Genomic DNA, 25,179 nt, shown 5'->3' with positions numbered 1-25,179 from the left:
GCCGCTACTCCAGCTGGATGCGCGGATCGACGAGCACGTAGAGCAGGTCGACCAGGAGATTGATGAGCATCACCACGGCGGCGATAACGAAGACGGTGGCCTGGATGAGTGGCACGTCGCGATTGAGCAGCGCCTGGTAGGTCAGCCAGCCCATACCGGTGTAGTTGAACAGCGTCTCGACCACGATGATCGAGCCGAAGAGGTATCCCACCTGCAGCCCGGCAATCGTCATCACCGGCCCGATGGCGTTGGCGAGCGCGTAGCGCCGGACCACCACCCGCTCGGACAGGCCCTTGGCGCGGGCCACCCGGACGAATTCCTGGTTGAGGATGCCCACCATGGTGGAGCGCGTCATGCGCGTCAGGTGCGCCATCAGCCCCAGCCCGAGGGCCAGGGACGGCAGTAGCGCGTACCGCAGCGCCGCGCCGAAATCGACCGCCGGATCGGCGACGCCGCTCGAGGGCAGCCAGCCGAGCCCGCGCGCGAACAAGAGGATCATCATGATGCCCCAGAAGAAATCGGGCAGGCTGACACCCAAGAGTGCGGTGCTCGAGCTCAGCGTGTCCTGCCAGCGGTTGCGATGGACCGCGGCCCAGACGCCGAGCGGTACGGCGGCAGCGAGCGCGATGGCCATCGAGAGGACGACCACCAATGCGCTCGAGCGGATCTTCTGCCCGAGCAGTTCGGTGATCGGCACCTTGAAGATCAGGGAGTTGCCCCAGTCGCCGGTCACCATGCCGGCGATCCAGCGGCCATACTGCACGACCAGCGGATCGTTGAGGCCGAGCGATTGCCGCAGCCCGGCCAGCGCCTCCGGGTTGCTCTGGGTACCCATGATCATCATGGCCACGTCGCCTGGCAGGATATTGGTCACCCCGAACGTGATCATCGAGATGAGCACGAGGGTGAGGGCGATCGACAGAAGGCGATTGAGGAGAAAGCTCATGGCGACGCTCCGCAGGCATAGCCGGAAAGGGCCGGCCCTGAGGCCGGCCCGGTGAACCCCGAAGGATCAGGCCTTGAGCCAGACCTTGTGGAAGTTCAGCGCATTGCCGTTGGGATGGACCACGGTATCGAGCCCGCCGACACCGGTCTGGGCGGCGATCGAGCCGTTGCGGAACCAGATCACCACGTCCAGCACTTCGTCATAAACGCGCTGCTGCACCTGCTTGTAGATGTCGGCCCGCGCCGCATCGTCCACCACGCTGCGGGCCTTGGTGACTAGGTCGTCGATGGTCGGGTCGTTGATGTGGCGATAGTTGAAGCCGCCGGTCGAGTGATAGAGGCTGTAGTAGAGGAAGTCGGACTCCCACAGGCCGAAGAAGTTCATCATCGACATCTCAAAGTCCTTGTTCACCCAGACCTGGCTCAGCCAGTCCGCCCAGGTGAGCTGCTCGATGGTGAGGTTCACACCCGCCTCGCGGAACCACTCGACGAGGATCTGCGCCGCTTCGACGTGGTACGGGTAGTTGGTCGTCGCCTTGAACACGATGTTGAGCGTGCCCGGGGCATGGCCGGCTTCCGCCAGCAGCGCCTTGGCTTTCTCGATGTCCTGCGCCCGCGGCTTCAGCTCGCTGTTGTAGGCGAGCGAGGTCGGGTAGCTCGGCGACGCGGTCAGCGCACCCTGGCCCCAGAGCGCGCCCTGCAGCAGCGTCTCCTTGTCGATGATCAGGTCGAAGGCCATGCGGACGCGCTGGTCCTTGAACGGCTCGAAGTCGTTGTTGAGGTTGATGAAGTCGAAGTTGAGTGGGAACCAGGACACCGTCTGGAATTGACTGTCGCCCTTGATCTCGTCCATCCGGTCGGGCGGAATGTCGTTGATCATGTGGAATTCGCCCGTGCGAAGGCCGGTGAGGCGGACGGTCGGCTCGGTGATCTCGCGGGCGACGACGCCCTCGAGATAGGCCGGGCCCTCGAAATACTCGTCGAAGCGGGCCAGTACGACGGCATTGCCGGCCTCGTAGCTGACGAACTTGAACGGACCCGCACCGATCGGCGTGGTGCCCTGCTGGTCGCCCGAACCGGCCGGCATGATGACGCCGGCGCCGTTCTCGGCGAGGCGAGCGAGGAACGGCGCGTTGACGGCCGACATCTTGATGACGACGGTCAGGTCATCGGGCGTTTCGATCGCGGCGACGCTGTTGAACACCTCGAAGTTCACCGCGCCGGTGGCAGGGTCCTTGCAGCGGTCGAACGAGTATTTCACGTCGGCCGAAGTCATCTTCTGGCCGTTGTGGAAGACCACGTCGGACCGGAGCTTGAAGGTGTAGGTGAGGCCATCCTCGGCGACTTCGAAGCTCTCCGCCAGGACCGGGATGACGTTGAGGTTCTTGTCGACGGTGACGATCGAGCAATGCACGTTCTGCAGCACGCGGCTGGTCGAGGCCGTGCCGGTCTGGTGCATGTCGAGGTTCTGCACCGTCTCCGAGTGACCCCAGATCAGCGTTCCGCCGCTTACTGGCGTCTCCTGGGCGATCGCCAGATTGGTGAAGACGGGCAGCATGGCCGTGCTGCCCAGGAGGCCGGCTGTAGAGATCAGAAAATTCCTGCGCTTCATAATCGTTTCCCCTTGTGATTGACGTGTTCCGGCGTCCGCCGGGCAATACGCGTGCTCCGTCTGCCCGGCTGGCCCCTATGCGGCTGCAAGGTTCTTGTTGCCCACACGTCAGGTCCTCAGGACCCCGTGCCCCTCCTTGGGAAAGCAATGTCGGCCGGAGCCGGCATCGCCGGTTTTCAGCTCGGCAGGCGCGGGCGTTCTCCCGCGACGTCGAGCGCCTTCTCCAGCGCCATTCCGAGGTTGAGGATCGGCCCCTCCTGAAACAGCCGCCCCCACAGTGAAATGCCCTGCGGTACCCGAAACACCGGTCCCGCGCCGTCCTCGGTGCCCGTGGTGAGCTTGCCTGAGCCGAGCGACGCCAGCCCTCGCGTGCCGCTGTCGATGAAGCCGGCTCTGAGGTGCAGGCAGGGGTGTCCGGTAAAGTTGCTGGCCACCAGCATGGGGCCGGTCATGAACGGCCCTATGAGCGCGTCGACTTCCGAGAACAGGCCATCCATCGCCTGCATCACGCGATAGCGCAGCCGGTCGAGCTGGACATGGTCCACCGCCGACAGGAAGCGCGCCTTGCGGAAGGTGTTGGGCCAGGCGCCCTCGTCCTGCCAGGTCAGCGTGTCGTCGAGGTCGCTGAGCGTCAGATCTTCGAAGGCTGCTGCTGCTTCTGCATAGAGGATGTTCATCAGCGCCCCATAGGGCAGGTCGGGTAGCGACACCGGCACGACCTCGATGCCGAGCCCGCGCGCCGCCTCGAGCGCAGCGCGATCGACGCCGTTCGCCTCGGGATCATAGAAGGCCGCCGGCAGGTAGCCGAGCTTCATGCCGGCGATTGGCCGCGTGGCATCGAACGAAAACGGCGCGGCAATCGAACTGCGGTCGGCGGCGTCATAGCCGTTGAGCGCCGAGAGCACGATCGCCGTATCCTCGACCGAGCGGCACATCGGCCCGACCTTGTCGAGCGACCAGCAGAGCGCCATGGCCCCGGTCCGCGGCACCCGTCCGAAGGTGGGCCTGAGGCCGGTGGTGCCGCAGCGTTGCGATGGCGAAGTGATCGAGCCGAGCGTCTCGGTACCGATAGCGAAGGCGCACAATCCGGCCGCGGTGGCCGAGCCCGATCCAGCGCTCGAGCCGCTTGAGCCTTCCTCGGTGTTGAACGGGTTGCGCGTACGGCCCCCGTACCAGATGTCGTTATAGGCAAGGGCACCGACCGTGGTCTTGCCCAGGAGCACTGCGCCGGCGGCGCGCAGCCGCTTCACGATGGTGGCGTCGGCAGTGGGCATTCGATCCCGGAAAGGTTCTGCCCCCCAGCCGGTGACGATCCCGGCGGTATCGAACAGGTCTTTCACCCCATAGGGGATGCCGTGCAGTGGGCCGAGATAGACGCCGGCCCGCAGCAGCGCATCGGCGGCGTCGGCCTCCGCCAGCGCGCGATCCGGATGGATGGCAGCGAAGCACTCGAGCTTCGGATTGTAGGTGGCGATCCGGTCCAGATAGATCTGCGTCAGCCGGCGGCTGGTCAGCTGTTCGGTGTGAATCCACGTGCCAAGCGCCGTGACCGGCGCAAAGGCGATATCGGTCTCGTCGGCGGGCAACTCTGCGGTCGTCGCGGCGCTGAACTTCACTCCGGTATCTGCCGGCATCCCGAACCCGGCGAGGCGCGGATCGAAGCGGCTGGCCATCGGCACACCGTTTTCGAGCTTCAGCGCCCGGCTCTGGCGGGCCGACGCGATCTGTCCGTCGAGATTGCCGAGCATCTGCTGGCGTTCGCGTGCCGTATAGACGATGCCCATCAGCCGCTCTGCGGCTTCAAGATCGGCAAGGGTGAACGCGGGATCGGGCACCAGCAACTCCCCTCAGCTTCCGGAGACCGGCTTGGGCAAGACGCCCACGCGGCGGAGGTTTTCGATCAAGGTAAGCAGGTGATTGCGCATCGCTTCGGCGGCCGCATCGGGCAGGCCGCTCTCGATCGCATCGATGATCGCATGGTGTTCGCGATCCGATTTGCGCTTGGTCTCCTCCGAACGGGCCATCGACCGGATCGCGCGCCAGGTTTCGTTGCCGCGTACTTCATCGAGCAGCGCCAGCATGGTCATCATCGGCCGATTGCCGGCGGTCTGGGCGATCAGGCGGTGCAGCGTGCCGTCCCACAGCTCGGCGGAGTCCGGGTTCGGCGCTTCCAGCGTCCGCTGCGCCAGGTGCCGCATGCGCTCGATATGCGAAGGCAGGGCGTGGCGAGCGCAAAGCGCTGCGAGCGCCGGCTCCAGCGCCAGCCGCGCCTCCATGATGTCGGCGGGGGTGGTATCGCCGACGATCGCCGCGGCGAGGGCCCCGGTCGGATCGGGCGGCGAGCCCGCGAACGTACCCTTGCCCTGACGGCGCCAGATCAACCCCTCGGCCTCCAGCGCTTCGAGCGCCAGCCGGATGCTGCGGCGTCCAACGCCCAGCTGGTCGCTGAGCTCGCGCTCGGTCGGCAGACGGCCGGCCGGACCGAGCGCCCCGGATTGGATCAGCGCCATGATCTGCGTACGCACCAGGCTGGAATTGAGTGTCGTGGTCAGCATTGTGAACCAATATTGAATTGGTACCAAGCCTATGACCTGCACAAAATCTGTCAATAGGGAAAATGTGCTCGAAAATTATGCAGAACCATTGGTGCCGACGGACGAATTGGCGCAGTATGGCTCGAGCGGATAGTCCTCCCGGGCGCGCCTCGTCTCGCAGCACACCACTCCGGGTGGCTCATTAACGAAATTGGTTCAGCCTCGGAGGATTGATGAGCACGTTTACGACCCGGCCGGAAATCCTGGGCCTATTTGGCGTGGTCACCTCCACGCACTGGATCGCCTCGGCCGTGGGCATGAGCATGCTCGAGCGCGGCGGCAATGCATTCGATGCTGCGGTCGCTACCGGCTTCGTGCTGCAGGTCGTCGAACCACACCTCAACGGGCCGGGCGGCGACATGCCGGCGCTGGTCTATTCGGCGGCTCGGGGCAAGGTTGAAGTCATCTGCGGGCAGGGGCCGGCCCCCGCAGGCGCCACCATCGCGCACTATCGCTCCGAGGGGCTCGACCTCATTCCAGGCGACGGCATGCTCGCCACGGTCATACCCGGCAGTTTCGATGGCTGGATGCTGATGCTGCGCGACTATGGCAGCCTCGACCTGCGCACCGTACTCGAGCCGGCCATCCACTATGCCGAACACGGCCACCCGGTGCTGCCGCGCGTCAGCCAGACGATCGCCGAGATGGCGGAGTTCTTCCGCACGGAATGGCCGACGTCTTACGCCATGTGGTTGCCCGGCGGCGCTCCGCCGAGGCCGAACAGCAACTTCAGCAACCCGACCCTTGCCGCGACCTGGACGCGCGTCCTCGCCGAGGCGGAGGCCCGCAGGGGGCGCGAAGCCCAGATCGAGGCGGCGCGCGATGCGTTCTATCGCGGCTTCGTCGCCGAGGCGATCGACCGGTTCGTGAGCGATACCTCGGTGATGGACGCAAGCGGCAGTCGCCACAAAGGCGTGCTGACGGGCGCGGACATGGCCGGCTGGCAAGCTACGGTCGAGGCCTCGGCGAGCTATGACTACCAGGGCTGGACGGTGCACAAGACCGGCGCCTGGGGGCAGGGTCCGGTGCTGCTGCAGTCGCTGGCGCTGCTGTCGGGCTTCGATATGGCTGGTATCGACCCGAACGGCGCCGACTTCGTCCACACGGTCACCGAGGCCATGAAACTCGCCTATGCCGACCGCGAGGTCTATTACGGCGATTCCGGCGCAGAGCCGCCGCCCCTCGAGGCGCTGCTGTCGGACCAATACAATCGCCAGCGGCGGGCCCTCATCGGCAAGGAGGCATCATTCGACCTGCGGCCGGGGCAGTTGCCGGGATATGAGGCCCTGTTCGAGCGGTCCCGGGCGTTCCTTTCCGCCATGGACGGCAAGCATGGTGTGGTGTTCGAACCGACCATGGGACATCTGGCCGAAGAGCGCGGCGACACCGTCCACGTCGACGTCATCGACCGCTGGGGCAACATGGTATCCGTGACGCCATCGGGCGGTTGGCTCCAATCCTCTCCGACCATTCCGGAACTTGGCTTCTGCCTCAACTCACGCGCCCAGATGTTCTGGCTGACACCCGACCTGCCTAACTCGCTGGTGCCCGGCCGACGGCCGCGCACGACCCTGACACCAACCATCGCCCTTCACGCCGACGGCGCGGCCATGGCCTTCGGCACCCCCGGTGGCGATCAGCAAGACCAGTGGCAGCTCTCATTCTTCCTGCGGCATGTGCATCATGGCCTCAACCTGCAGGAAGCCATCGACATGCCGCTGTTTCACACCGCGCATATCCCGGCCTCGTTCTATCCGCGCTCCCGCGAGCCCGGGCACCTGATGATCGAGTCGAGTGCGCCGGCGGCGACGCTCGACAGTCTTGCCGCCCGAGGTCACAAGCTCGAACTGGCGCGCCCATGGACAGTGGGCCGCCTCACCGCCGCACGCCGGGATGCCGACGGGCTACTCCGGGCTGCCGCCACGCCGCGCCTTATGCAGGCCTATGCCATCGGGCGCTGAACTCGTGCTCACTTGTTGCATGCGGCGACCAGCAGGTCGGTGATCTCCCCGAACTTTGCGTCCTTCACCGCCGAGATCTGGCTCAGCCCCTCCCAGGCGAAGTTCTCGCGCCGCTCGACGATGGTCTGGCCGAGGCTCAGGTCGCTCTTCCGTTCGACGATCACGCGGATCGTCTCGGTCTGGACCAGCCCCGGGTCGATCAAAGCCGCAATCGCCATGCTGTCGATCAGCCCGCAATAGGCGCCGAAGCCGCGCTTCTCGACAAAGTCGAGCACATCGAGCACCAGCGATGACATCGGGGTCTTGGCCGCCGCGAGCGTCGCCCGTTGCGTCGTCGAGAGCGTCAGTTGCGGATGGGTGGCGACGTCGAGCCCGACGGCCGTGAGGTTGAACCTCGCCTCGAACACCAGTTGCGCCGCCTCGGGATCTACATAGACGTTCCACTCGCTCGCCGGGTTGTCACCCGTAGCGCGCGAGGTGCCGAACTGCTGGAAGCCGAAGGCTCCGGCGATGGCGCTGACCTTGGCGATCTTGCCGGGCAGGGAGGGGTCCTTGATCGTCGCAAGTGCGAGATTGGTCAGCGGCCCGAGCGCCGCAATCTCCAGCTGCCCCGGGTAGCGTTCGGCCATCTCGATGATGAGATCAGGCGCAAAACGCTTGTCGGCAACGCGCTGGGTCGGCGGGAAGACGATGTTCGCGAGGCCATTGTCGCCATGGGAGAATGGATCGCGCGGATAGGGCCGCACCAATGGGCGCATTGGCCCCTGCGCCACCGGAATGTCGCCGGCCCCGATCAGGTCGAGGATGATGCGCGAGTTCTCGCTGCACCGGTCGGCGGTGAGATTGCCGGATACGGCGGTGATGGCGACGATGTCGAAGACACCGCTCTGATGCGCGAGGGCTATGGCGATGCCGTCGTCGATGCCGGTGTCACAGTCGATAAGCAGAGGTCTCATAGGGCTGCGGCCTGTTCCAGTTTGGTCGCCCACAGGGCGACGTCGAGTTTGTTCACTTCACCCACCAGCGCGCGCCATCGGTCGGGGAGGGGAGTCCAACCCGCAAAAGCGCCGCAGATGCCGCCGGCCATCGCCGCCGTTGTGTCGGTATCGCCGCGCGCGTTGGCGCAGAGTTCGATGGCGAGCGCCGGGTTGCCCTTGGCATAGTGCGCGGCAGCGACGGCGGCCGGTACGGACTCGGTGCAGGGCTCGCCTGTTCCCACCACCAGCGAGATCGTCTCGGTGAATTCCTTCGGGGTGGCGCTGCGGTCCGCAATGCTCAGCGCCAGCCGGATACGCTCGACGATGCTGGGCGCGTAGATCCAGTTGCCGCGCGTCTCGCCTTCCGCAGCGCCCTCGAGCGCAGCCCTGATGACGTCGTCCCAATTCGCTCCCTTGATCGCAGCGGCGATGGCTCCCGCAATGGCGCCGGCGCCGGAAATGGCTGGCGAGGTGAAATGGGTCGGCGTGCACGACACCTCGACGAGGTCGATCATGGCGCGGGTTGAAAGCCCCTTGAGTCCAGCCACGACGCCGATCGGCGCGACCCGCATGGCCGAGCCGTTGGTGACTCCGAACTTGCCGATCTCGCGCACGTCTTCGCCGCGGGCGAAGGCCAGCATGGCGCGCTTTGTACTGGGGCCAACAGCGAGCGAACTCTCGCCGCCGACGCTGATGAACCATTCGTTGAGCTTGGCCGCCACCGTCTCCGGCGTGAACCCGGCCAGCAAGGCCTCGGTGAGCGCGATCGCCTGCTCGGTGTCGTCAGTTATACGGCCGGCGGGATAGCCGGCATGATAGGGGCTGTTGGGCGGGCCCGGCATCATTTCGGTGAGCCACGGCAATTGCCTGAGGAACGAGTTCGGCATTCCGAATGCATCGCCGCAGGCCGTACCCCACAGTGCGCCGACGACGCGGTCGCGCTTGCTCAGCTCCGTCTTGAGCGGCTCGGCGGGCGCAGCGGTAAACGCCGCCCACGAGCCGAACCCGCCGCAGCATTTCGCCGCCATCTCGGTCGCGTACTCGGCCGCCTCCCGGTGACCGCGACCCCCGAGACGCGCACCGATGAAGGAGCCGCCATAGGTGTCCCCGGCTCCGGTGGTGTCGACTACCTCGACTGGCCTTGCCGGGACATGGAAGGACTCGCCGCCAACCGCCACGTTCGATCCCGCTGCGCCATCGGTGACCACCAGCGTATTGGTGGCAAAGCGCCCCGCCGCTTCCCTCTGGGCCCGATCGATGATCACTGTGTCCCAGTCGACGCTGTCCGCGCCGGTCGCAAACTCGCCGACCAGGGCGCAGGGGATGCCGCGCCGGTTGGCTTCGGCGACGATGAGCTGCGAGAGCTTGCTCCAGACCGGCGCGACGACGACGTACTCGACCCCCTCCAGCGCTTCGACGGCATCCACCGAGACCTCGCGGTCGGAAGGAGTCGACCAGGCGAAGCGATCGGCGCCGCCGTAAACGATGATGCAGCGTCCGGCTTCGGCTTCGACCAGTGGTGACTTGCCGAAGTCGATGCCCCGCGCGGTGAGATCGGAGAGATCCGAGCGCTGCAGCGGGTCTGCGGCGAGTGGATGGCAGAGCTGGACCTCATGGCCCGTTGCCCTGATGGCGAGGGCGATTGTCGTCGCCGCACCGCCTGGAACCCACTTTCCGTGCGTCCCGGGCGAGTCCTTCAACGCGGAGACCGATGACGAACCTGGCGCTGCGCCGGCTTTCAGGATCAGGTCCGAAAGGGACGCATTGCCAACCACCAGTACGCGCATCGAGTCTCTCCATTGAGTTTGCAGAAAGGTCTAACAGACTAGACCTCTTTGCGGCAAGGGCTGTTTTGCGACGGCGCGATGACAATGGCCGTTGACGTTCCAAAAAGAGGACTAGTAGTCTATACCTCTAGCACGAGCGCGCTGGAGCGCAGGCTCGGTCTGGAGCGAGGGCGGTCCACGTGTCTGGTCGAAACCCACAGCAGGGAGCAGTTGCCCAGGGGAACCTCGAAGGGAGCTACGCTCTCTTCGTGCTCCCGGCGCTCCTCGTGTCCGCGCTGGTCGTGGTGGTGCCCGCGGTCCTCACCGTCCTCGCCTCGCTCACCGAGTGGGACGGCGTTTCCGAACCCTACTGGGTGGGCCTCGAGAATTTCGAGGATCTGCTGGGCGATACGCTGTTCTGGCAGACCGTCTTCAACAACCTGCGCTGGATGGCGATCTTCCTGACCATCCCGATGGCTCTGGCGCTGATCGCCGCCTCGATCCTGCTCAATCGCAAGAAGAGCAGCGCCATCTACCAGATCATCCTGCTCATCCCTTTCGTCCTCTCGCCGGTCGCCAACACCGGCATCTGGATGAACATGGTGCTCGACGTGAACTCGGGTGTTCTCGGCTTTGTTAATCGCAACTGGTTCCCCACCAGCTACCCGCTCGGCAATGTCGACAGCGCGCTCTACACCGTCGCCGCCGTCAACATCTGGAGCTTCTGGGGCTACCTCGCGGTGATCTTCGCCGCCGCCATGCGGCAGACCCCCGAGGAGCAGCTCGAGGCCGCCTATCTCGAGGGCGCCAACGGCTGGCAGATCTTCGTCAACGTCACCTTCCCGCACATCCTGCCGACCTTCGCGCTGATGTTCGTGATCGTCACCATCTACTCCTTCCTCAATTTCGACTTCGTCTACCTGATGACCGGCGGCGGCCCGGCCAACTCGACCGAAATGCTGTCGACGCTGGCCTACTCCTTCGCCTTCCGCACCTTCGAGGTCGGCAAGGCGGCTGCCGTCGCCATCGCCATGAGCGTCTTCGGCCTCATCGCCTCGTTCGTTTACGTGTGGCTGAGCCGGGAGAGCCTCAAATGAGCGTCGCCGGCAAGCGCTCCGCCGCCCATTTCGCGGGCACGGCATTCCTCTGGATAGCCATCCTCATGGTGGCCTTCCCGCTCACCCTGATGGCGATCAATTCGCTGAAGCCGCACCTCGCCATTCTCGACAACCCGCTGGCGCTGCCCGCTTCGTTTGATCTTGGCAACTTCATCACCGCCTGGACGGCCGGCAACTTCACCACCGGCCTCATCAACTCGCTGATCATCTCCGGCGCCACCGTTGTCATCACCCTCGTCTGTGCCTCGCTCGCCGCCTATCCGCTGGCCCGCCAGAAGATCCGCTTCGCGAGGCTGATCACGCTCTACTTCCTCGGCGCGGTGACGGTGCCGATCCAGCTGTTCCTGTTCCCGCTGTTCTTCGCCTATGCCCAGGTGGGCCTCGTCGGGAACCCGCTGGCGACCGCTTTCATCCTCGCCGCAGTCAACCTGCCGCTCTCGATCCTGTTGCTCCGGACCTACGTGCTCAACGTGCCGCGTGAGCTTGACGATGCCGCCTACATGGACGGCGCCCGCAAGTGGCAGACCTTCATTTTCGTCATCGTTCCGCTGATGCGCCCGGGCCTGATCACGGTGGCCATCATCGTCGGGCTCAACGCCTGGAACGACTACCTCATTACATCGACCTTCCAGCAGGGCAGCGACAACCAGACGATGATGCTGAGCTTCCTGTCGATGAACAACGTCATTTTGACCGATCGGGGAATCCTGATGGCCGGTGCCGCGATCCTCGTGGTCCCCGTCGTCATCTTCTTCCTCGCAATGCAGCGCCTCTTCATCGAGGGCGTCACCAGTGGAGCAGTTAAGGGATGAGCGAGTTTTCTAAGATCGACGGCAGCGTCATGCAGTACGCCGACCAGATGTATGCCGGCGTCGTCGGCAAGCTGATCGGCGTCTATCTAGGGCGCGCCGTCGAGGGCTGGAGCTATGAGGCGATCCAGAAGACCTTCGGCGAGATCAACTACTACGTGAACGACAAGGTGAACTGGCCGCTGATCGTGCCGGACGACGATCTGTCGGGCACCTTCCTGTTCTACCGCGCCATGGAGGACAACGGCTCGCCCGCCGACATCAAGGCGGCGACCATCGGCGATACCTGGCTGAACTACATCGTCGAGGACAAGACCGTTCTGTGGTGGGGTGGCCTCGGCCGCTCGACCGAGCACACCGCCTACCTGCGCTTGAAGAACGGCATCAAGGCGCCGATGAGCGGCTCGGCCAAGCTCAACAGCGTCGCCATGGCCGAGGCCATTGGCTCGGAAATCTTCATCGACACCTGGGCGCTGATCAATCCGGCCAACCCGGAGCGTGCGGCCGCGATGGCGCGCGAGGCCTCCTATGTCAGCCATGACGGCATCGCCGTGGAAGCCGCTGCGCTGCTGGCGGCGATGGAGGCGCAGGCCTTCGTCGAGCGCGACATCAACAAGCTGCTGGATCTCGGGCTTTCGATGACTCAGCATCCGCACCTGATCCGTTCGATCAACGACCTGCGCGAGCAGTGCGCCAAGGCCAATCACTGGCGCGACGTGCGCGACTGGCTCGAGCGCAACCACTCGTACGGCCACTATGCCGGGCCGTGCCCGATGATGCCGAACCACCTGCTGCTGCTCGCCTCGTTCATCATGGGCGGCGACAACGTGCAGGAAGGGCTGAAGATCGCTGTCTCCTCCGGCTGGGACACCGACTGCAACGCCGGCAATCTCGCCTGCCTCAACGGCATCCGGCTGGGAATCGACGCCTTCAATGTCGGCCCCGACCTTCGCGGCCCCGTCGCCGACCGCCTCTATGTCGTCGGCGCCGATGGCGGCGAGTGCCTGTCGGACGCGGTGCAGGAGACACGCCGCGTGCTGCGCGTCGCTACCAAGCTTAATGGCGAGACCTACGACGAGCCCAAGGCGCGCTTCTCCTTCGAATACCCCGGCTCGGTGCAGGGCTTCGAGACCTGCCCGCTGCATATCGGCAACCAGACCGTCACTCGCCTCGGCAACCTCAACGAGGACTCCGACGAGAACGGCCTTGCCATCGAGTTCGCCAACCTTGCGACGGGCGTGACCGGCTCCCTCTCGGTGCCCACCTTCATCGATCCCAAGCCACGCGCCCTGAGCGAGACCAGCTATTTCGAGGTGCTCGCCAGCCCGTCGATCTACGGCACCCAGACACTCCGCGCCAAGTTCAAGACCTTCGGCGACGCCATCCCCAACGTCCGCTTCTACGTCATCTTCTACAATGGCGACGGCAAGCTCGAGCATAGCGTCGGCGAGGTCATGCACCTGAGGCCCGGCGTCAGCACGATCGAATGGCAGGTGCCGGACGTCGGCGGGCTGCCGATCCATCGCGTCGGCATCGAGCTTACCTCCGACGCCCGCATCAGCGGCAAGCTCGGCCTGCTCGAGATGGACTGGAAGGGCGCGCCCAAGGCCTTCGTCATGGGGTCGGTCTACGATCTCAGCCCGCGCATCACACCCTTCGACACGTCGTCCTACTGGCTGAAGTCGTTCGTGAGCTCGGCGAAGAACTTCGCGCCCGACGTTGCCTCGACCTTCTGCCTGTCGCACCCGACCACCAACGGCATCGCCACCACCGGTTCACGCGACTGGGTCGACTACGCAGTCACCTCGCGGTTGACGCTCGACCTGCACAAGGGCGCAGGCCTCGTGGCGCGCGCTCGCGGGCACCGGCGCTACTACGCCGGCCGCGTCACGGACGGCAAGGCGCAGATCGTGCGCCGTCGCGACGATGCGGTCGACGTGCTGGCCGAGGTGCCGGTGAACTACGCCGAGCACGACACGCTGGACTTCCGCCTCGCCGTCTCCGGCGACAGCCTCGAGTTCAGCGTTGGCGACCGCGCCCGGGTCACGGCGAAGGACAGCTCCTACGTCTCGGGCGGCGCTGGCTTCTACATCGACGAAGGCACCGTGCCAGCCCGCGGCTTCGCCGTCCACGCGCTCTAGCCCGAGGACCTGCCGATGCTCAGCCTCGATCTCCAGGATGTCCAGAAGTCCTTCGGCAATACCGAAGTCATCAAGTCCGCCAACCTGGAGATCGCGGCGGGTGAGTTCGTCGTCTTCGTCGGACCCTCGGGTTGCGGCAAGTCCACGCTGCTGCGTCTCATCGCCGGCCTCGAGGCGGTGAGCGCCGGACAGGTCGTGGTCGGCGGCAAGGACGTGACCCAGCTGCCGCCGGTCGAGCGCCACGTCGCTATGGTGTTTCAGAGCTACGCGCTCTACCCGCATATGAGCGTTGGCGAGAACATCGCGTTCCCGCTCAAGATTGCCGGAATGCCCAAGGCCGAACGCATGGCCAAGGCGCGAGAGGCGGCGAAGCTGCTCCAGCTCGAGCCGCTCTTCGAGCGCAAGCCCAGGCAGCTCTCCGGCGGCCAGCGCCAGCGCGTCGCCATCGGTCGCGCCATCGTCAAGAAGCCGGGCATTTTCCTCTTCGACGAACCGCTGTCGAACCTCGATGCCGAGCTGCGCGTGCAGATGCGGCTCGAACTCGCCAAGCTCCACCGCAACCTGGCGGCGACCATGATCTACGTCACCCACGACCAGGTCGAGGCGATGACGCTGGCCGACCGCATCGTCGTCTTGCGTGGCGGCGTCATCGAGCAGGTCGGCACGCCGCTCGAGCTCTATCACAGCCCCCGCAACGAGTTCGTCGCCGGCTTCATCGGCTCGCCGAAAATGAACTTCATCGATGCGGTGGTCGAAGCGCGGGATGCCAGCCAGCTGTCGTTACGCGCGACCTCGATGGGCGGCCTCGTCTTCCCGATCGCCGCGTCCCGCTCGGCCGCCCGGCCGGGGGACAGGCTGCGCGTCGGCATCCGCCCCGACGGCATCCGCCTTTCGAACTCACCCGGCATCGCCGCGGAACTCCTCGTCGCCGAGCGGCTCGGCAACGTGAACTACCTCTACGCCAACGTCGGGGGCCAGCAACTGTGCATCGAGAGCAAGGATGGGGCGTTGGCGGCGGGCCAAACCATCCAGATCGCGATCGATCCCAGCAGTGCCCACACCTTCTCCCCTGCCGGCGATCGCGTCTGATCGTCGACAGGGCTGCCTATCGTCATGCCAAAGGAGAGTTGAATGTTGATGAGAACCGCAGCCTTCCTGGCTGCAATCAGCCTCGCTGCCATGCAGTCCGGCACCACCCTCGCCAAAGACAAGGTCACGATGTGGTTCTGGGGTGCATCCCCGGCCTATCAGGACGTGCTCAAGAAGTCGCTCAAGGAGCCTTTCGAGGCCATGCAGAGCGACTACGAGCTCGAAATCGAGTTCCGCAACTCGGTCGACAATGACGTGCGCGTCTCGGTGATGGCCAACCAGGGTCCTGACCTGGTCTATACCTCGGGTCCGTCCTGGGTGACGCCGATGGCCAAGGCCAACAAGCTCGAGCCCCTCGACGCCTATGCCGAAAAATACGGCTGGACGGACCGCCTCGTGGCGCCGGCGCTCAATTCCTGCACCACCGGCGGCCACCTCTACTGCCTGCCGCCATCCATCCTCGCGGACGGCATGTTCTATAACAAGGCCGTGCTCGAGGCGAACGGCTGGACCGTGCCCAAGACCGGCGAAGAGCTGGAAAAGATCATGCTCGAAGCCCAAAAGCTCGGCATGTACGCCTCGGCTACCGGCAACAAGGGCTGGCAGCCGGTGAACGAGAACTACTCCTCGATCTTCCTCAACCAGTATGTCGGCCCCGAGAAGCTCTACAAGATCCTCAAGGGCGAGATGCCGATGAACTCGCCTGAGGTGGTCGAGGCCATGAGCAATCTCGACCGCTGGTACAAGGCCGGGTTCCTCGGCGGTTCCGACTACTTCTCGCTCGACTTCGACACCTCGCTTAAGCTCCTGTCGGAAGGCAAGACGCCGTTCTTCTTCGCCCCCGACTTCGCCTATCAGTGGGCCATCAACCACTTCACCGGCGACAAGGCGGACGATATCGGCTGGACCGCCTTCCCGCAGATGAGTGGCTCGGTGGAATATCCGGTCTATTCGATCGGCAGCGCCTTCACCTACTCGATCAATGCCGCCTCCAAGCACAAGGACGCCGCCGCCCAGGTGCTGGACATCATGATGTCCCCCGAATTTGTGGTCAGCATGGCCAAGGTCTGGCCGGGCTACTGGGCCGTGCCGCTCAAGGACTTCCCGTCCGACCCCGAAGCCACGGGAGTGGTGAAGGCATTTTACGACTCCGCCAAGGAAGTTGCGGACGCCGTCGCAGCTGGCAACTTTGGCTACAAGGTCCAGGCCTTCTTCCCTCCCGCCACCACCGACGTGTTCATCAAGGACGTTGAGTCCATGTGGCTGAGCAAGGAGACGCCCGAAAAGGTCGTCGAGGAAGCCGCCAAGGCTTTCGACAAGGAGCTGAGCCGCGGCCTCGTCCAGGACATCCCGGCCAACCGCTTCGTCCAGTAGCGCCGGCCTGAAGTGAATGCACGGTCGCCCCTGGTCGGATGATCAGGGGCGATCCCGTTTAGGGACGCTGGAGATGGCAATGACCACAGTCGACCTCGGTACTGCCTGGCAGGATATCCGCGCGCGCATGATGCAGGTCGCGTTGCCAGACTCACGCTTCGACATGGATCTCGACAGCTTCATCCCGGCCTTCACGGGCGTGGACACCGCCAGCCGTTCAGCAGCTGGTCAGTCCCCGTTCATCCGCGCGAAAAGGCTGTTCATCACACCTGACAACTCGATGCAGGAACTGCGGCACCTGGCGCTGGCCGCCGGCAAGACTGTCCTCATTCCGACCTACGGGCTGAAGCGCGGCTTTCTCAAGCTCGATCCGGCGCGTTTCGATCCGGCCCTCGCGCTCTATGCCAGTTGGGGCGACGGCGGCGAGCATTTCGGCACGTTCGTGCCGATCCCAGAGCTCCCCGGCATCGGTCGGATCGACTTGTGCCTTGTCGGCGCGGCCGCCGTGACAACGAGCGGCCTCCGCTTCGGCATGGGTCATCGCTACTTCGATGTCGAGTGGAACATCTTCGCAGCGGCGGGGCTCGTGTCCGACGCAACGCCGGTATGGACGGTCGTGCACGAAGCTCAGGTCATCGAGGCGACGAATGCCGGAGGCCTGGATGAGGTACCGGTCGACATGACGTTCACCCCCGACCGAACGATAGCGATGCCACAGGCGGCGCGTCCCGCAGTACTTCGAGTCGACACGCTGGCGCTGCTGTTCGGAGCCACGCCGCCGGCAGCGGTTGTCGATGCAGTCCGCTGCGCGTAAGGCCGGTGACCAAGAAAGAGAGGGCCGTGGCAGGAGACCACGACCCTCTCGGACGTCAGGGAAGAGACGTCAGACGGTACGCCCGGAGCGCTTCAGGTCCTGCAGGGGCGGAATGGTGTCGAGCATGTGCGGTTCGAGCCGGTCCCATAGGATGCCGCAGGTCGGCTTTTGCGGATCGCTGACTTCGATCGTGCGGGTGGGCGTGAAGACCACATCGACCACGGTGTCGAACGTGTCGGGATAGAGCTTCTCGTCGAGCAACTGGCAATCATGCACTACGGCTGCAGCCGGCGTTTCCTCGCTGATGCAGCCAAGCGTGTACAGGATGCCCCATTCGGCATCGAAGAAGCCGTGACCTTTGCCGAAACGGACACCCTCGTGGTTGATCGCGCCAGTACCCGTGACGAGGTAGTCGACCCTGCCCAGAGCCGCGATCTGTTCGAGCGAGACGGGGCGGGCAAGCCGCTCCATGCCGTCCAGCATCGCCGCCTTTTCGTAGTCCTCCGCCGCGATCTCCTTTGGATCCAGCAGCCAGAAGCCGCGCTTGATCGAATAGGTTGTCATCAGGACCCGCTTGCCGTCCCTGAGCGCCTGCAGCCGCAACTGTTCGATGCAATTGTCCGGCGCGATGAAGATGATATCGGCGTCCCGGTAGTACCGGTGGCGGGTGAGTCTCGCGACGGCGTCGGCGCTGCCTTCGAAATCGGCGATGAACTCGCCAAAATCGAAGTGGAAGCGGCTATCGGGGACCGCGACCTTCCTGAGGTCGTTCCATACCCGCTCGCGCACCGAAGCCTTGTGGTCCATCCCGATCTCCATATCGCCGACTGAGCCCGACGGCTGAAGTGCCTGTCGCTCATCAGCCGGTGATTACGTGCATTGTGTTCAATGAGGTCTAATATATAGTACCTCTTGCCACAAGCAGAATCTGAAGGGCTTGACAGGCTGGATTTCGCAGGGGTCTTTCACCGCAGGATAAGGGGCAGGCATTGGCAAGACCACAATTGGCCAGTTTGACGATTGGCAACTTCGTCAACCACGAGTCGCCGGTACCGGCTTTCATGCAGGTCGAGCAGGATCTGCGGCGGCAGATCCTGTCCGGCGAGATTCCGGCCGAGGCTCGGCTCCCGCGCGAAACTGAGCTCGCCGCCATTTATGGGGTGAGCCGCATGACCGTGCGGCGCTCGCTCGAGGGGCTCGAGACCGGGGGGCTCATCCGCCGCCTCCACGGCGTCGGCACTATCGCGACGCCGCCGGACGTACCGGTGACCGTCGATCTCAGTTCGATGATCAGCATCGCCGAGCAGATCCGGCGGCAGGGTCAGGAGCCGCGCACCGTCATCGACGTACAGACCATCGCCACCCCCACGCCGCTGATCCGCGCCGCGCTCGGGCTCGACGAGACCGAGACGGCGACCGTCATCCGCCGTGTGCGCCTGGCCGACACCCGGCCGGTGCTGATCAACACGTCCTGGCTGCCGACCGCGAAATTCCCCAACCTCGACCGGGCCGAGCTAATCGACGGTTCGTTGTGGAAGACGCTGACCACCAATTACGGCATCACGCCCGCCTCGACCGAGGAGCACTTCGAGCTGGTGAAGGCATCTGCCGACGAGGCCCGGCTGCTGCATGTGGAGGAGGGCGACACCCTAATCCGGGTGAGCGGCACCACTTTCGACAGCAAGGACGTGCCGGTGGAGCGCTGCTTCTCGCTCTGGGCCGGCAATGTCCGGTTTCATTTCGCCTCGAAGCGGTCGCGTCGGCCGGTGGCCAAGGCGAAAGGCTGAAGCGCCGGCACCCGTAGGTCAGAGCCGGGCCCGCCGGCGCCGCACCCGCGGTGGCGCTGTCGACTCGCGGATCTCGAGCGTCACCTCGACCTTGTCGGTCAACGGGCGAGTGCGATTGCCGCTGCGTCGCCGCAGCAGCGTCAGGCCGCGCCTGGCGACATCCTCCATGCGCACCGTAATCGAGGTCACCGAGGGTCTGAGCAGGTCCAGCGGACCGGTGCCGTCGAACGCCACGAGCGAGACATCACCCGGCAGGTCGAGTTCGAGCTGGCGGCACGCCCGGATGATCCCCTGCGCGATGACGCTGCTGCCGGCGAGGATCGCCGTGGGACGACGGCTGCGGGCGGCGAGCCGCGTCATGGCGCTGAAGCCATGCTCTTCGCTGTGCGCGCCGAGCAGTTCCTGATAATCGCCGCGCGCCGCGAGGCTTGGGTAGATCTCACGGGAGAACGCCGTGCTGATCTGCCGCGTGCTGGCCACAAGCGGCGGACCACCAATGAAGGCGATCTGGCGATGCCCAAGCGACACCAGATGCTCGCCCGCCAGCCGGCCGACATTCTGCAAGTCGTTCACGACCCGATGGGCGTGGCCCTCAGGCACCGCCTCGGCCAGCGCCACGATGTCGTCGCGGCGCGCCAGCGCCTGCAGCAGCCTGTCGTTCGCGCCGTTATTGGTGAACAGCAGCACGCCTGCCACGTTGCCGGAGGGGAACGCATCGAGCAGGCGCAGTTCGCGCCCGACATCGTTGCCGGTCATCGCGATGAGCAGATCCCAGCCGAGGTCCAGCGCCTCGCGTTCGACGCATTGGGCCATATGCGCGAAGTACGAGGCAGTGAGGTCCGGCACCATCAGCGCCACCGTCCTCACCGGGCTGACGGTCGTTCCAAGCCCCAGGTCGAGGATGCTCGCCTCGATGCGCCGTGCCGAGGCGTCCGGCAGCTCCAATTGACCCGCGAGGAAGCGCGCCAGCGTAACGGGCGAAAGCCCGACATCGTTGGAGAGTTGGTCCCGCTCCTCAACGGTGAGGATGTATGTCTTGCTCGGAAGGGCCATGGTCGCGGCTGAAATCGAAGGGTGCACCGATATGGCACACCCCTCGCGCTCGCGCTATTCGGTGCCCATATGCGGCAGCCAGTGCTCAGACCCGTGGCGGGCCTTGGCGCGGTCCATGCCGGCAAGGATTGCGACCCCTTCGAGCGCCACGTCGATCGCGGCGGCATGCCCCGCACCGGCAACGAACTTCTCGCCCGTCGCGATATTGTCCGCCACCGAGCAGACTGATCCGCCGCGTTTGCCGAACAGCGTCGCCAGCGTGACGATTCCGGAGGCCTCGCGGTCGCCGTTGAGGATGCCCATGCGGCGGCAGTCGTCGACCGCCTGAGTCTGGTGCGGGCGGAGGTAGCCGCGCACCGATGGACGGCCGCCCTGGATGAAGTCGGAATCGACCGAACGGGTGAGCCCAATGTGATAGCGCGCGCCGAGCTTGTGTGCGGCTTCGGAGAGGGCGAGCACCACGTCAGGGTCGCATACTGCCGGCCACCCGCTGCTGACGTAGCAGGCGCTGAGTCCGTCGTCGCGCACGATGCCCTTGGCGATCACCAGGTCGCCGGGGCGGACTTTCTCGTTCGTGCCGCCCGAACCGCCGACGCGCAGAAAGGTGCTGGCATCGGTGTGCTCGAGAAGCTCCACCATGCACAGCTCGGCTTCCGGCGACCCCGAGCCGCCGCTGATGGCGCTCACGCGCGCGCCCTTGTAGGTGCCGGTCCAGGTGGTGAACATGCCGGTGCGGCCAGCCAGAACAGGGTTTTCGAGCCGCTTTGACAGCTGCGTCGCCGGGTCGTCCTCATCATATGCGCAGAGCGGGTCGCGCACGAACACCAGCACGTAGTCGCCGACCTTGCTCGGATCGATGCCGGTCAGCGCCGGCCTGCCGTCGATGGCGAGGCCTTCGAGCGGCACGTTGTCCTTGTACTTGTAGCTGTCCCACAGCTCGCGATTGACGGCGGGAAGTTCCTTGCTCATTGGCCTACTACCTTCACTTCAACGGTGCGTTTGCGTGGGCCGTCGAACTCCCAGAAGTAGATCTTCTGCGAATGTCCGAGCCCGATCTTGCCCTTCTCGATGAAGAAGGTGCGCGAGTGTCCGACGATGGCCGCCTTCACATGGCCGGCGGCGTCCTGGGGCGTGTCGTACTGATGCTTGAAGTCGATGCGCGTCGGCACGATGCGCACAATCTCGTCATGCACATCCTCGAGGCCGAGCACGTCCCACGGCGAGACCACGGTGACGCTGGCCGTCGAATGTGGGACCGAGACGAGCACCAGCCCGTCTGTGATGCCGGACTTGCCAATGGCCTCGACCACGGCCTCGGTAATGTCGAAAAGGCCGTTGCGGTCGGTGGAGAGTGGGAAGGATTGGAGCAATTGGCTTTCCTCAGACTTCAAGTGCGCTGTTGCGCACGAGGCCGGCGCCCTGTGCGTGGCGCCATGGGCCGGTATGGCCGCGATAGTGGGTGATGCCGATCTTTTCGGCCCAGGCGGCGGCAAGATGTGCCGCCGGCACCGTGTGGACGAGCGGCGCAAACCACTCGCGGACTTCGGGCAGGCGCAACTGTGTGCCATAGGCTGGCAGTTCGGCGGCATCGGTAATGATCAGCGCCGGCCGACCGAGGCCCTCGAGCGTCCCGACCAGTTCGAGCGTACGGCTCGCCGCGCGGGCGCTGCCTGCCGCGAAGGCAACGACCGGGGTCTGGTCGGGCGCTGCCACAAAGTAATTGAGATGGTGGAACTCCTCGGCGTCCTGCGCTGTGGCGTGGACGCCGGCGGCCTCGACGAGCTTGGCTGCGCCATAGCCCGCGCTGGCGAGAGCAGGGCCGCTGCCGAGTATATCAGCCGAGCGGAACTGCTGCCACAGGTCCGCCAGTTCGAGAATTGGACCGGCAGAGATCTTGTTTGCCTCGGCGAGCTTGTCGCTGAGCCCGGTGATCTCAGTGCGGAGAGCATTGGCCACGTCCATGGTCATGGTCATCAGCACTTCGGCGAGGCGCAGGCCGATCGAGTAGCCGGCGAGCATCGAGGCGACATAGCTGCGCGTACCCGGCGCGTTGGTTGAACTCGGGATGGTGATGCCGAGGATACGCTCGGCGCTCTTGCCGAGGCGGCTGTCCGGGCTCGCCGTCACCCCAAGCGTCAGCGCGCCGAGTTTGCGCAGGCGCTGCGTCGCCTCGACGACCCGCGCGGCCTCGCCCGAACTGCTGATCGAGACCACCAGCAAACCGCGATTGCGGCCGGCAAGCGGTGGCACACCGGCATCGACATAGCGCGCCGCTTCCATCGCCAGCATGGCGCTGACCGGCAGCCCGGTCCAGGCGCGGATCGCCGGGGCGACGGCCTGCGCGGCGAAGTAGGAGTCGCCCGAACCCAGCAGGATGACCTGGCGGATGCCATAGATTTCCGGGGTCTTCAGCAACAGGCGCATGCGATCGTCGATCTGGCGGGCCTCGGTTTTCACCAGTTCGGGCAGGCTGTCGATCTGCGTGATGAAGTCAGCGTACTGGCTCATTGAAACCTTCGAAGATGGGAGTGATGCCGGTCGCCTCGGCCCAGAGGCGGGACTGCCGGTGCCCGACCGGATTGGCCGGGCCGAACTGGCCGAGAGCATGGGCGGCACCGGCCGCGGCGCAGCGCGCCGCAAACTCCGGATCGCCCGATCGCAACAGCCAACCGGCAAGGAAGCCGCCGCAGAACGCGTTGCCGCCTCCGGTCACATCGACCACCTCGGTCGACGGCGGGGTGACGCAGAAGCGCTGGTGGGGTGTGGCAATCATCGCGCCGTCGCCACCCATGCGGAGGACCACGGCTTTCGCGCCGGCGGCGAGGATCGCGTCGCACATCAGCGCAGGATCGATATCGCCGAACAGCGAGCGGGCCTCGCTGAGATTGCACGAGAAGATGTCGACCAGCGGCATGAGCTCGGCGACTTCGGCCCAGCGGTCGGCGATGCGATCGTCCTGGATTTCCCAGAGCATGGTGCCGAGGTCGGCGCGAACACGCTTGAGGCTCTGCCAATACGGCATGTCGAGGTCGCGGAAGACATATGTCCCTGCTGCCGGCCGAAGCGATGCCGGAATGTCTTCGGGCAGCACCTGCAGCGTGGCGAAATGCTCCGGCCCATAGGCCGGCGTCTCCGTGCGGCTGCCGTCGGCCCGATAGACCAGTTTCGACTGGATGGTGTGCGGGCTGCGCCGCAGGTATCCGTCGTCGCGGAGGCCGTAGGCGGTGAGCTTGCCCTTGGTGACCTCCTCGAGATCGGTGCCGACGCCGGTGACGATCGCCACCTCGTCCCACCAGAGTCGCGCCGCCATCGCTGCGTAGGTTGCCGCCCCGCCCAGCGTGTTGGGCAGATTGGTCCCATCGGCGAACCATAAATCGTCGATGATGATGTTGGAGAGGATAAGCACCGGCGCCGTCACTTCACTGCTCCGCTGGTAAAGCCTTCGACGAAGCGGCGCTGCGCCATGGCATAGATGATGAGCACGGGAATCGTCAGGATCGTGAGAGCCGCGAGCAGCAGCGGCCAGTTGATGGAGTCGCGGCGGAAGAAGTTCAGCAGCCCCAGCGGCACGGTGGCCATGTCTGGATCGCGGATGAACACGAAGGCGAGGTAGAGGTCGTTCCACATGCCGATGGCCTGGATGATGACGACGCTCAGGAACCCCGGCAGGCTCATCGGCAGGATGACGTGCCAGAGCACATGCAGCGTACCCGCGCCATCGAGCCGCGCGGCCTCTTCGAGTTCGGCCGGCACGCCCATGAAATACCCGCGCAGCAGGAACACCGACATGCCGAAGCCGCCGACCGCATAGATTAAGGCCAGCCCGAGATAGGAGCCGAGCAGGCCGAGCGAGCGCAGCGTCAGGAACAGCGGCACTGTGAGGATGTCCGGCGGCACCATCATGGTCATGAGGATGACGGCGAGCACCAGGTCGCGACCGGGAAACGCGAAGCGGGCCAGCGCGTAGGCAGTGGTCGCGGCGCAGACCAGCAGGATCGCCAGCCCGAGCCCGACGACGATGGCGCTGTTGAGCACATAGTCGCCGATGCGCGCTGTAACGAAGGCATCGGCGTAGTTCTGGATCAGCCAGGCCTTCGGCGGCCCCCACGGATCGGCGTAGAATTCCGGCCGGGCCTTGAGCGAGCCGACCAGCAGCCACAGCACCGGCCCCATAGCCTGGAGCACCGCGAGGCCAAGACCGAAATAGGCGAGCGACGTGCCGACGGGATTGAGGTGGAATGCTGAGCGCGGCCTAGTCATTGGCGCGTCCGAAATTGGCGGCGCGGACATAGACGAAGCTGATCACCGCGATGATGACGAAGATCACGTAACCCATGGCGGCGGCGCGATCGAAGCGGCCGAACTGGAAGGCTTCGTTGTAGAGCCGGGTGACCACGACATCGGTGCCGAAGCCGGCGCGGGTCAGTACCCATACGATGTCAAAACTGCGCACGAACGCCCCCATCAGCGCCAAGAGGGTCGAAACGAAAATAATCGGGCGCAGCGCGGGCAGGGTGATGTTGCGGAAGCGCTGCCAGGCATTGGCGCCATCGAGCCTGGCCGCTTCATAGAGCGACGGGTCGATGGCCTGCATGCCGGCGAGAAAGATCAGCATGTGGAGGCCGGCCCAGCGCCACACTTCGATCAGCGCCACGCTGACCAGCGCCACGCCCGGCGTCGAGAGGAACGAGGTCTGCAGCTCGCCCAGCCCGACATTGATCAGCAACTGGTTCAGCAATCCGCCGAAGCGCGCCGAGGACAGGAAGAACTGCCAGAAGGCCCCGATGACGATGATGTTCAGTGTCACCGGCAGGAACAGCATCGTACGCGCTGTCCGCATGCCCCTGAGCGGCAGGTTGACCAGCGCCGCCAGCGCGAGGCCCGAGACATTCTTCCCCACCACCACGATGATAGCGAACACCGCGGTCTGCCCGAGCGAGGCAAGGAATGAGGCATCGGTGAGCACGGCGGTATAGTTGGCGAGGCCGACGAAGTTGCCGATGTTGAGGCCGTCGAACTGATGGACGCTCAGGTAGAGGCCATAGGCCGCCGGCACCAGCATGAACACCGTCAGCAGGGTCATGCCGGGAACGAGCAGCGCGAGCGGCGGAAGGTGCTTCAACGTCATTCCGTAGCTCT

At 65.3% G+C, this 25,179-nt stretch carries 22 protein-coding genes; 8 read left to right on the top strand and 14 right to left on the bottom strand.

The window, feature by feature from the left end; genetic code table 11:
• Positions 1 to 4 precede the first annotated feature (4 nt).
• The 4 genes from ACOYW5_RS11850 to ACOYW5_RS11835 all read right to left on the bottom strand — a co-directional run bounded on the left by ACOYW5_RS11850 (position 5) and on the right by ACOYW5_RS11835 (position 5,112).
• Positions 5 to 946, bottom strand: a complete 942-nt coding sequence (locus tag ACOYW5_RS11850) for an ABC transporter permease (RefSeq protein ID WP_423065095.1) — start codon at positions 944 to 946, stop codon at positions 5 to 7.
• A gap of 66 nt (positions 947 to 1,012) precedes the next feature.
• Positions 1,013 to 2,557, bottom strand: a complete 1,545-nt coding sequence (locus ACOYW5_RS11845; RefSeq protein WP_423065094.1) for an ABC transporter substrate-binding protein — start codon at positions 2,555 to 2,557, stop codon at positions 1,013 to 1,015.
• 176 nt (positions 2,558 to 2,733) lie between these two features.
• Positions 2,734 to 4,392 (bottom strand): amidase, encoded by a 1,659-nt coding sequence (locus ACOYW5_RS11840; protein WP_423065093.1) that lies wholly within the window; start codon positions 4,390 to 4,392, stop codon positions 2,734 to 2,736.
• 12 nt (positions 4,393 to 4,404) lie between these two features.
• Positions 4,405 to 5,112 (bottom strand): FadR/GntR family transcriptional regulator, encoded by a 708-nt coding sequence (locus tag ACOYW5_RS11835; RefSeq protein WP_423065092.1) that lies wholly within the window; start codon positions 5,110 to 5,112, stop codon positions 4,405 to 4,407.
• Positions 5,113 to 5,324: 212 nt separating this feature from the next.
• On the opposite strand from ACOYW5_RS11835, the gene ACOYW5_RS11830 reads away from it, so the two are divergent.
• Positions 5,325 to 7,112 (top strand): gamma-glutamyltransferase family protein, encoded by a 1,788-nt coding sequence (locus ACOYW5_RS11830; protein WP_423065091.1) that lies wholly within the window; start codon positions 5,325 to 5,327, stop codon positions 7,110 to 7,112.
• A gap of 8 nt (positions 7,113 to 7,120) precedes the next feature.
• Here the strand turns inward: ACOYW5_RS11830 and ACOYW5_RS11825 are convergent, their stop codons facing one another.
• Both ACOYW5_RS11825 and ACOYW5_RS11820 read right to left on the bottom strand, forming a co-directional pair.
• Complete coding sequence (locus ACOYW5_RS11825; protein ID WP_423065090.1) at positions 7,121 to 8,068, bottom strand: nucleoside hydrolase; 948 nt, start codon at positions 8,066 to 8,068, stop codon at positions 7,121 to 7,123.
• Complete coding sequence (locus ACOYW5_RS11820) at positions 8,065 to 9,876, bottom strand: PfkB family carbohydrate kinase (protein WP_423065089.1); 1,812 nt, start codon at positions 9,874 to 9,876, stop codon at positions 8,065 to 8,067. The genes ACOYW5_RS11825 and ACOYW5_RS11820 overlap by 4 nt, the downstream gene beginning before the upstream one ends.
• A gap of 266 nt (positions 9,877 to 10,142) precedes the next feature.
• Here ACOYW5_RS11820 and ACOYW5_RS11815 point away from each other — a divergent pair, with 266 nt between their 5' ends.
• The 6 genes from ACOYW5_RS11815 to ACOYW5_RS11790 all read left to right on the top strand — a co-directional run bounded on the left by ACOYW5_RS11815 (position 10,143) and on the right by ACOYW5_RS11790 (position 17,200).
• Positions 10,143 to 10,952, top strand: a complete 810-nt coding sequence (locus tag ACOYW5_RS11815) for a carbohydrate ABC transporter permease (protein WP_423065088.1) — start codon at positions 10,143 to 10,145, stop codon at positions 10,950 to 10,952.
• Complete coding sequence (locus ACOYW5_RS11810; protein WP_423065087.1) at positions 10,949 to 11,785, top strand: carbohydrate ABC transporter permease; 837 nt, start codon at positions 10,949 to 10,951, stop codon at positions 11,783 to 11,785. The genes ACOYW5_RS11815 and ACOYW5_RS11810 overlap by 4 nt, the downstream gene beginning before the upstream one ends.
• Entirely contained in the window at positions 11,782 to 13,923 is a 2,142-nt protein-coding gene (locus ACOYW5_RS11805; protein WP_423065086.1) for an ADP-ribosylglycohydrolase family protein, read from the top strand. The genes ACOYW5_RS11810 and ACOYW5_RS11805 overlap by 4 nt, the downstream gene beginning before the upstream one ends.
• 15 nt (positions 13,924 to 13,938) lie before the next feature.
• The gene (locus tag ACOYW5_RS11800; protein ID WP_423065085.1) at positions 13,939 to 15,012 is read left to right on the top strand and encodes an ABC transporter ATP-binding protein; all 1,074 of its coding nucleotides are present in this window, start codon (positions 13,939 to 13,941) and stop codon (positions 15,010 to 15,012) included.
• Positions 15,013 to 15,054: 42 nt separating this feature from the next.
• On the top strand, positions 15,055 to 16,386 hold the full coding sequence (locus ACOYW5_RS11795; protein ID WP_423065084.1) for an ABC transporter substrate-binding protein: 1,332 nt from the start codon (positions 15,055 to 15,057) through the stop codon (positions 16,384 to 16,386).
• Positions 16,387 to 16,465: 79 nt separating this feature from the next.
• A complete protein-coding gene (locus tag ACOYW5_RS11790) occupies positions 16,466 to 17,200 on the top strand; it encodes a 5-formyltetrahydrofolate cyclo-ligase (RefSeq protein ID WP_423065083.1) in 735 nt (244 codons plus the stop codon).
• Positions 17,201 to 17,269: 69 nt separating this feature from the next.
• On the opposite strand, the gene ACOYW5_RS11785 is transcribed toward ACOYW5_RS11790, so the two are convergent.
• Positions 17,270 to 18,007, bottom strand: a complete 738-nt coding sequence (locus ACOYW5_RS11785) for a 5-formyltetrahydrofolate cyclo-ligase (protein ID WP_423065082.1) — start codon at positions 18,005 to 18,007, stop codon at positions 17,270 to 17,272.
• Between the two features lie 197 nt (positions 18,008 to 18,204).
• On the opposite strand from ACOYW5_RS11785, the gene ACOYW5_RS11780 reads away from it, so the two are divergent.
• Positions 18,205 to 18,987: a GntR family transcriptional regulator gene (locus tag ACOYW5_RS11780; RefSeq protein WP_423065081.1), complete on the top strand. Its 783-nt coding sequence runs from the start codon at positions 18,205 to 18,207 to the stop codon at positions 18,985 to 18,987.
• 18 nt (positions 18,988 to 19,005) lie between these two features.
• Here the strand turns inward: ACOYW5_RS11780 and ACOYW5_RS11775 are convergent, their stop codons facing one another.
• From ACOYW5_RS11775 to ACOYW5_RS11745, 7 genes are read right to left on the bottom strand one after another with little or no spacing between them, the layout of a single operon-like run.
• Positions 19,006 to 20,040, bottom strand: a complete 1,035-nt coding sequence (locus tag ACOYW5_RS11775; RefSeq protein WP_423065080.1) for a LacI family DNA-binding transcriptional regulator — start codon at positions 20,038 to 20,040, stop codon at positions 19,006 to 19,008.
• Positions 20,041 to 20,094: 54 nt separating this feature from the next.
• The gene (locus ACOYW5_RS11770) at positions 20,095 to 21,009 is read right to left on the bottom strand and encodes a nucleoside phosphorylase (protein ID WP_423065079.1); all 915 of its coding nucleotides are present in this window, start codon (positions 21,007 to 21,009) and stop codon (positions 20,095 to 20,097) included.
• The gene (locus ACOYW5_RS11765) at positions 21,006 to 21,410 is read right to left on the bottom strand and encodes a secondary thiamine-phosphate synthase enzyme YjbQ (protein WP_423065078.1); all 405 of its coding nucleotides are present in this window, start codon (positions 21,408 to 21,410) and stop codon (positions 21,006 to 21,008) included. Before ACOYW5_RS11765 ends, ACOYW5_RS11770 begins: the two co-directional genes overlap by 4 nt.
• Positions 21,411 to 21,420: 10 nt before the next feature.
• Entirely contained in the window at positions 21,421 to 22,548 is a 1,128-nt protein-coding gene (locus ACOYW5_RS11760) for an SIS domain-containing protein (RefSeq protein ID WP_423065077.1), read from the bottom strand.
• Positions 22,532 to 23,458 (bottom strand): carbohydrate kinase family protein, encoded by a 927-nt coding sequence (locus tag ACOYW5_RS11755; protein ID WP_423065076.1) that lies wholly within the window; start codon positions 23,456 to 23,458, stop codon positions 22,532 to 22,534. Before ACOYW5_RS11755 ends, ACOYW5_RS11760 begins: the two co-directional genes overlap by 17 nt.
• Positions 23,455 to 24,300 (bottom strand): carbohydrate ABC transporter permease, encoded by an 846-nt coding sequence (locus tag ACOYW5_RS11750; protein ID WP_423065075.1) that lies wholly within the window; start codon positions 24,298 to 24,300, stop codon positions 23,455 to 23,457. Before ACOYW5_RS11750 ends, ACOYW5_RS11755 begins: the two co-directional genes overlap by 4 nt.
• Positions 24,293 to 25,168 carry a carbohydrate ABC transporter permease gene (locus ACOYW5_RS11745; protein WP_423065074.1) on the bottom strand — a complete coding sequence of 292 codons (876 nt, stop codon included), beginning with the start codon at positions 25,166 to 25,168 and terminating at the stop codon, positions 24,293 to 24,295. Before ACOYW5_RS11745 ends, ACOYW5_RS11750 begins: the two co-directional genes overlap by 8 nt.
• Between the last annotated feature and the right edge of the window lie 11 nt (positions 25,169 to 25,179).

It is taken from the genome of Devosia sp. CN2-171 (genome assembly GCF_049354815.1).
Taxonomy (GTDB): domain Bacteria; phylum Pseudomonadota; class Alphaproteobacteria; order Rhizobiales; family Devosiaceae; genus Devosia_A.
Note: the sequence above shows the minus strand (reverse complement) of the source record. Positions and strands in the feature narration are given on the sequence as shown.

Excerpts from the sequence above, each read along its gene's own strand:
- ACOYW5_RS11850 (WP_423065095.1), bottom strand. The coding sequence starts at position 946 with ATGAGCTTTCTCCTCAATCGCCTTCTGTCGATCGCCCTCACCCTCGTG.
- ACOYW5_RS11845 (WP_423065094.1), bottom strand. The coding sequence starts at position 2,557 with ATGAAGCGCAGGAATTTTCTGATCTCTACAGCCGGCCTCCTGGGCAGC.
- ACOYW5_RS11835 (WP_423065092.1), bottom strand. The coding sequence starts at position 5,112 with ATGCTGACCACGACACTCAATTCCAGCCTGGTGCGTACGCAGATCATG.
- ACOYW5_RS11830 (WP_423065091.1), top strand. The coding sequence starts at position 5,325 with ATGAGCACGTTTACGACCCGGCCGGAAATCCTGGGCCTATTTGGCGTG.
- ACOYW5_RS11825 (WP_423065090.1), bottom strand. The coding sequence starts at position 8,068 with ATGAGACCTCTGCTTATCGACTGTGACACCGGCATCGACGACGGCATC.
- ACOYW5_RS11820 (WP_423065089.1), bottom strand. The coding sequence starts at position 9,876 with ATGCGCGTACTGGTGGTTGGCAATGCGTCCCTTTCGGACCTGATCCTG.
- ACOYW5_RS11810 (WP_423065087.1), top strand. The coding sequence starts at position 10,949 with ATGAGCGTCGCCGGCAAGCGCTCCGCCGCCCATTTCGCGGGCACGGCA.
- ACOYW5_RS11805 (WP_423065086.1), top strand. The coding sequence starts at position 11,782 with ATGAGCGAGTTTTCTAAGATCGACGGCAGCGTCATGCAGTACGCCGAC.
- ACOYW5_RS11800 (WP_423065085.1), top strand. The coding sequence starts at position 13,939 with ATGCTCAGCCTCGATCTCCAGGATGTCCAGAAGTCCTTCGGCAATACC.
- ACOYW5_RS11795 (WP_423065084.1), top strand. The coding sequence starts at position 15,055 with ATGTTGATGAGAACCGCAGCCTTCCTGGCTGCAATCAGCCTCGCTGCC.
- ACOYW5_RS11790 (WP_423065083.1), top strand. The coding sequence starts at position 16,466 with ATGACCACAGTCGACCTCGGTACTGCCTGGCAGGATATCCGCGCGCGC.
- ACOYW5_RS11785 (WP_423065082.1), bottom strand. The coding sequence starts at position 18,007 with ATGGACCACAAGGCTTCGGTGCGCGAGCGGGTATGGAACGACCTCAGG.
- ACOYW5_RS11775 (WP_423065080.1), bottom strand. The coding sequence starts at position 20,040 with ATGGCCCTTCCGAGCAAGACATACATCCTCACCGTTGAGGAGCGGGAC.
- ACOYW5_RS11770 (WP_423065079.1), bottom strand. The coding sequence starts at position 21,009 with ATGAGCAAGGAACTTCCCGCCGTCAATCGCGAGCTGTGGGACAGCTAC.
- ACOYW5_RS11760 (WP_423065077.1), bottom strand. The coding sequence starts at position 22,548 with ATGAGCCAGTACGCTGACTTCATCACGCAGATCGACAGCCTGCCCGAA.
- ACOYW5_RS11750 (WP_423065075.1), bottom strand. The coding sequence starts at position 24,300 with ATGACTAGGCCGCGCTCAGCATTCCACCTCAATCCCGTCGGCACGTCG.
- ACOYW5_RS11745 (WP_423065074.1), bottom strand. The coding sequence starts at position 25,168 with ATGACGTTGAAGCACCTTCCGCCGCTCGCGCTGCTCGTTCCCGGCATG.